This window comes from Streptomyces sp. NPDC090021 (assembly GCF_044748225.1).
In the GTDB taxonomy this organism is placed as follows: Bacteria; Actinomycetota; Actinomycetes; order Streptomycetales; family Streptomycetaceae; genus Streptomyces.
This window is the reverse complement of the sequence record NZ_JBIVFO010000055.1, coordinates 1-3,384: the sequence shown is the minus strand read 5'-3', so window position 1 is coordinate 3,384 and position 3,384 is coordinate 1. Positions and strand designations below refer to the sequence as shown.

General features: G+C 74.5%; 4 protein-coding genes. 3 read left to right on the top strand and 1 reads right to left on the bottom strand.

Translation table 11 applies throughout. The features are described from left to right. Positions 1–121 precede the first annotated feature (121 nt). Entirely contained in the window at positions 122–511 is a 390-nt protein-coding gene (locus ACIPXC_RS31615) for a GntR family transcriptional regulator (protein WP_401624912.1), read from the bottom strand. A 71-nt stretch (positions 512–582) separates the two neighbouring features. On the opposite strand from ACIPXC_RS31615, the gene ACIPXC_RS31610 reads away from it, so the two are divergent. The 3 genes from ACIPXC_RS31610 to ACIPXC_RS31600 all read left to right on the top strand — a co-directional run bounded on the left by ACIPXC_RS31610 (position 583) and on the right by ACIPXC_RS31600 (position 3,294). Then, positions 583–1,536, top strand: a complete 954-nt coding sequence (locus tag ACIPXC_RS31610; protein WP_401624909.1) for a GNAT family N-acetyltransferase — start codon at positions 583–585, stop codon at positions 1,534–1,536. Next, positions 1,461–2,039, top strand: a complete 579-nt coding sequence (locus ACIPXC_RS31605) for a DUF402 domain-containing protein (RefSeq protein ID WP_401624906.1) — start codon at positions 1,461–1,463, stop codon at positions 2,037–2,039. The genes ACIPXC_RS31610 and ACIPXC_RS31605 overlap by 76 nt, the downstream gene beginning before the upstream one ends. A gap of 193 nt (positions 2,040–2,232) precedes the next feature. Next, positions 2,233–3,294 carry a lytic polysaccharide monooxygenase gene (locus ACIPXC_RS31600; protein WP_401624903.1) on the top strand — a complete coding sequence of 354 codons (1,062 nt, stop codon included), beginning with the start codon at positions 2,233–2,235 and terminating at the stop codon, positions 3,292–3,294. Positions 3,295–3,384 lie beyond the last annotated feature (90 nt).

Genomic DNA, 3,384 nt, shown 5'->3' with positions numbered 1-3,384 from the left:
AGGCGCGGCCCGGCCCACCGGCGGCGGACGGACGCAGACCGAGGTGCAGCCCCACCCGTGCTCAAGGCACGAGGCGCGGCCCGGCCCACCGGCGGCGGAGCCCCCGGCGGCCGGGCCGCGGCTACGTGGCGGCGTACCGGGCCCGGAGGGCTTCGGTGGCGGCGGCGATCGCCTCGGCCTCCGTCAGCCCCAGCCGGTGCACCCGCTCCGCGTACGCCTGCGCGGCCGACGCGGCCTCGCGCGCCGCGCCCTCCCCCGCCGCCGCGACGAAGGTCCCGTTGCGGCCCCGCGTCTCGATCACCCCGTCCGCCTCCAGCGCCCGGTAGGCCTTCGCGACGGTGTTGGCGGCCAGCCCCAGGTCCTCCGCCAGTCCCCGTACCGTCGGCAGCTTGAAGCCGGCCGGCAGCTTCCCGGACCGGGCCCGGGCCGCGATCTGCGCGCGCAACTGTTCGTACGGGGCGGCCGACCCGGCCGAGCCGTCGATGGTGATCTTCAGGTTCGTCGAGCTCACGCGGCTGATTGTCCACCATCGGCGGTTAATTGGGAGGCGCCGGGCGCGAGCGCGCACGTAGCGTCCGGCGCATGACCGTTCTGATCCGTGATCTCCGTCCGGACGACCTCCCGGACGTGGAGTCGGTGGTCCGGGTGCGCCGCGCGGCCCTGCCCTTCCTGATCACCAGCGCCGGGGACGTGACCTTCGAGCTCTCCTCGGCCCATCCCGCGAAGCACCACCGCGTCCTCGTCGCCGAGACCCCGGCCGGAGAGGTCCTCGGCACCGCCAGGGTCGGCATCGCCCACGACAGCCCGCAGCCCGGCCAGGGCTACGTCAACGCCTACGTCGACCCCGCCCGCCGCGGCCTCGGTGCCGGCCGGCTGCTGCTCCGCGCGGCCGAGGAGCACCTCGCCGCGCGGGGTGCGGTGGACTCGTACGCCTGGGTCCTCGACGAGCCCGCGCACCGCGCCTTCGCCGAGCGGCACGGGTACCGCCCCGGCCGCTCCGCGCACTTCCTGCGCCTGGACCTGGCCGCGGCCGAGCTGCCCGCCCTCCCCGACGCCCTCCCGGCCGGGGTGGAGCTGCTGCCCGCCGAAGCCTTCGCCGCGGACCCTCGTCCCCTCTTCGCGATCGACGCCGAGGCGACGGCGGACGAACCGGGTGACGTGGGCGCCGACCTCGACGACTACCAGGACTGGCTGAACCACACCTGGCACGCCCCCTCCCTCGACAGGACGCTGACCACCGTCGCTCTCGTCGACGGGCAGGCGGTGGCCTTCAGTGCCGCCCGGACCGACGGCGCCACCCGCTACGGCTCGGCGATGACCGGCACGCTGCGCGCCTTCCGGGGGCGCGGCCTGGCCAAACTCGCCAAGAACGCCTCCCTGCACCGGGCCCGCGCGGCCGGGTACACCGAGGCGTTCACCGGCAACGACAGCGGCAACGAGCCGATGCTCGCCATCAACAGATGGTTCGGGTACGAGATCTGCGCGACCGAGACGCGCTTCACGAGGAGGCTGGGGACCCCGTGGCCGAGCAACTGACCGTCGTCCTGACCAAGGCGGGCCGGACCAAGATCCGCTATCCGGCGACGCAGGTCGCCGACGACGGCGACCGCATCTCCGTACGGGCCCCGTGGGCCGCGGAGGGCGTGAGGGACTTCGGCTTCGTCCGCTTCGAGCCGGGCGACGTGTTCGTCGAACACTTCTGGCGGACGCGGTGGTACGCGGTCAAGGAGGTGTGGACGGGCGACGGCGTCCTGAAGGGCTGGTACTGCGACGTGACGCGCCCGGCCCTGGTCCGACGCGGGGAGATCCTGGTGGAGGACCTGGACCTCGACCTGTGGGTCTCGGCGGACGGGACGTCGGTGCTGCGGCTGGACGAGGACGAGTTCGCCGGGAGCGGGCTGGCGACGAGCGACCCGGAGGCGGCGGCCCAGGCGGTCCGCGCCCTCGACGCCCTGGACGACCAGGCCCGCTCCGGGCCCGGACTGGCCGCGCTCCTCCCCCGAAGCACCGGTTCCGCAGGGGCCGGGGCCGGTTCCTGAGGCGGTGCTTGTCCCAGCCTTAAGCGGATCCTAAGGATCCTCTCCCAGGCGGTCGGGGCGGCGAAAGGACGTGGTCCGGGGGCTAGCTTGGCGGGGCCAGGACAGGAAGGGCCGGTCGTGGCGCCGCCGGGGGCGGCGCCCCCGAGCCCGATTCCGTCGGCACGCCCCTGCCTCTGCCCGAAGGAGAGCCCTCATGTCCGCACGCCGCCGCACCGTGACGCCGACCCGTATCGCCGCCGCCGGTCTCGCCCCGCTCGCGCTGGTCGCGTACGCCGCCGTGCCCGCGGCCGCACACGGCTCGATGACGGACCCGGTCAGCCGGGTCGCGGCGTGCTACGCGGAGGGACCGGAGTCGCCGAAGTCGGCGGCGTGCAAGGCGGCCGTGGCCGCGAGCGGGACGCAGGCGTTCTACGACTGGAACGCCGTGAACATCGCCAACGCGGCCGGGAACCACCAGGCACTGATCCCCAACGGCCAGCTCTGCTCGGCCGGCAACGACAAGTACCGGGGCCTGGACCTCGCCCGCGGCGACTGGCCGGCCGGCCCGATGTCCGCCGGCCCGCACACCTTCCGCTACAAGGGGACCGCCCCGCACAAGGGCTCCTTCGAGCTGTACGTGACGAAGGACGGCTACGACCCGTCGAAGCCGCTGAAGTGGTCCGACCTGGAGCCCGCGCCGTTCGCGAAGGTCACCGACCCGGGCATGCAGAACGGCGACTACGTCTTCTCCGGGACCGTCCCGAACAAGTCCGGCCGCCACCTGATCTACAGCATCTGGCAGCGCTCCGACAGCCCGGAGGCCTTCTACACCTGCTCGGACGTGGTCTTCGGCAAGGACAACGGGGGCAGTGGGGGCAACGGCGGTACGGGAGCCTCCCCCGGCACCAGGCCCAGCATCGGCACCGGCACCGGCACCGGGTCCAAGCCGGCCGACAAGCCCTCCGCCCCGACCGACCGGCAGATCGCCGACGGCGCCGGCAAGTCCTCGGTGGAGCACAACGGCCACGGCGACAACGACCCGAAGACGAACGGCGCGGCCGGCGCCTCCCTCCCGTCCCCGTCCTCGTCCTCGCCCGCCTCCGCGGACCCGGCGGACCCGGGCACGCCGGCGAGCGGCAACCTGGCGGAGACCGGCGGCAACAGCGCCACTCCGTCCATCGCCGTCGCCGGGGCCGGGGCCCTGGCCGTCGGCGCCGCCGTGCTGTTCGCGATGGCCCGCCGTCGTGCGACGACGGCGGGCCGGCGCGGCCGCTAGGGCGTGTTTCGAAAGTCCCGCCTGCCCCACGACGCCTGGTACGCACGCTCGCCGCGTTGTCGGGATCGTCCAAGTACGCCCAGTACGAGG